Below are 2,095 nucleotides of genomic sequence, written 5' to 3' on the forward strand. Positions count from 1 at the left end.
GTACTAACCTAAAAGCAAAAGAATGTTTAGATATTTCTTTAGAATCTAAAGACTTTACACAATCTTATCAACTAAAAAACACTCATTGCCAATATAAAGCAAAGCTAAGCAAAACTTACTCTTATAAAAACAACACATCAAAAGAGATAAACCCCCATTCTTCAGATTTTCATTCTTTTGCTTTTTTACAAACCTATGAAGTTAGAGATTCTAATCCTTATCGCATTAAAGAAATTTTTATGCAAACTAGTAAAACACAAGAACTTTTGGCTAGTCAAACACAAGATATATATACAAATGAGAGTGCTGTATTGGTTACTAGTAAAACACAAGAAAATGCTTTGCAAAATAGCATTAAAAATTCCCTAAACTCTTTAGAATCCACACATATCACTTATATTCCTCCACATATTGATTACGTTATTTTTTTAGATTCTGATGATTATTGGGAGAAGAAATGTATAGAGGAGTGTGTGAGGGGATTTATGAAATGTAAAGAGCGAGGCGAAAGTGTGGAGGTTGTATGCTTTGATTATATGTCATTTTTTGATGATGGCTCTCCTTGTGAGGCTTCTACATGGGATGATGCGTATGGCTTTACACAAGAGACGCTGATAACACCTAAAGAATGGATGCAACGCACAAGGTATATTTTTTCACTTGCTTGGCGTGCGTTAATGGATTTTAAGTACTTGCATTCAATAAAATTAGAATTTCTTAACGGTGTGATTTGGGAGGATACAAACTTTGGCACAAAGCTTTTTGCCCAAGCTACAGGTATGCTTATGTTAAGGCGTAAGCTTTACCACTATAGAGTACGTGTAACAAGTATTTCCGGTCCCAAATCACATATTTCGCCATACTTAGAGGTCTATCTACCTTATTTTAATAATAACAAAACTCAGCTAAGAATTTATAATAGTGCAAGTAGCTGGATTTTACTTGCTTTAGATTTGCTGGAGTTTTTAGAAAATTTTCATAACATAGAGATAGCTAATGGTATTAAAGAAAAAATTCTACCTTGTTACATAAAAGAAGCTTTAAGTATCTATCGCACCGCTGCTGACCCACTTAATTTACGACCAAAGTTTTCACTTTTGTTACCTTATTTGAAAAATACAAATTCAACTCTCCGTCAGAGAATCATAGCTTTTTATCCACTTTTGCGACCAATCGTGGTGAAGATCCACCTCTTCTATCTCTGGCAAAAGGAAGTAGGGCGCAAGTTTTGGCGATGGCGAAAGGGGAGAAAAAATCTCAAATACGACAGAGCTCGATAATTTTGATATTACTTTATTGTTGTTTTAATATCCAAAACATGTGATTTTTACTCCTTTATAAATGTCTTTATAAGAATTAATGTGTTTTGTGCAGAATTTGTAGGAGAATTTTTTAAAGATATAACCAATGGGAAATTTACCATTGAAGGTAAGCCCGGGATGTTGCTTTTTGTTTTTTAAGTGGGGGGGGGTTATGAAATGCATATTGTGTCAAAGCACACAAATACAAGAAGTTCAACATATCTCAAAAGATATTCTTACTAGGCTTACAAAGAAGTTTCCATTCGCATAGAAACTATTTTACAGAGCGATTTAATCTATTGGTATTGTAAGAATTGCGACTTGAGGTTTTTTAGTAGAGAAGATGATAATATTCCAACAGGTAATAATTGGCCTTATCGCCAATCAAAATGGTATCCTCAAACCCTATAGCACCACCCATAACAATGCACACTGCTAGTGTAATACGTGCAAATCGTGATGGATACGAAAATGAGAGAAAACATAGATAAGTAACCCACTATAAAAGACCAATGGGGCACTAAAGGGTATAGCCCAAGGTAAAAATGCACAAAACCCTGCAAACGATATTTTTATATTTTGTTTTTAAGTATTTGCCTTAATCATTACCAACTCCTAGATACCTTACATCACACATGAAACCTAAAATGCATGACATCGCCATCTTGCACGATATAATCTTTCCCTTCACTCCGCATAGCACCAGCCTCTTTGGCTTTTTGCTCCCCACCATATTTGATAAAATCCTCATAACTAATGGTTTCAGCTCGAATAAAGCCTTTTTCAAAATCTTT

General features: G+C 34.2%; 2 protein-coding genes. One reads left to right on the forward strand and one right to left on the reverse strand.

The genetic code is table 11. The features are described from left to right. Positions 1–1,280: glycosyltransferase family A protein (locus C6H22_RS08460; protein ID WP_104694819.1), on the forward strand; the 1,280-nt coding region annotated here is incomplete at its 5' end. A 650-nt stretch (positions 1,281–1,930) separates the two neighbouring features. Here C6H22_RS08460 and C6H22_RS08465 read toward each other — a convergent pair. Next, positions 1,931–2,095, reverse strand: a 165-nt coding sequence (locus tag C6H22_RS08465; protein WP_158654693.1) for a DUF933 domain-containing protein, incomplete at its 5' end; no start/stop codon positions are given.

Source organism: Helicobacter equorum (assembly GCF_900198655.1).
GTDB lineage: Bacteria > Campylobacterota > Campylobacteria > Campylobacterales > Helicobacteraceae > Helicobacter_F > Helicobacter_F equorum.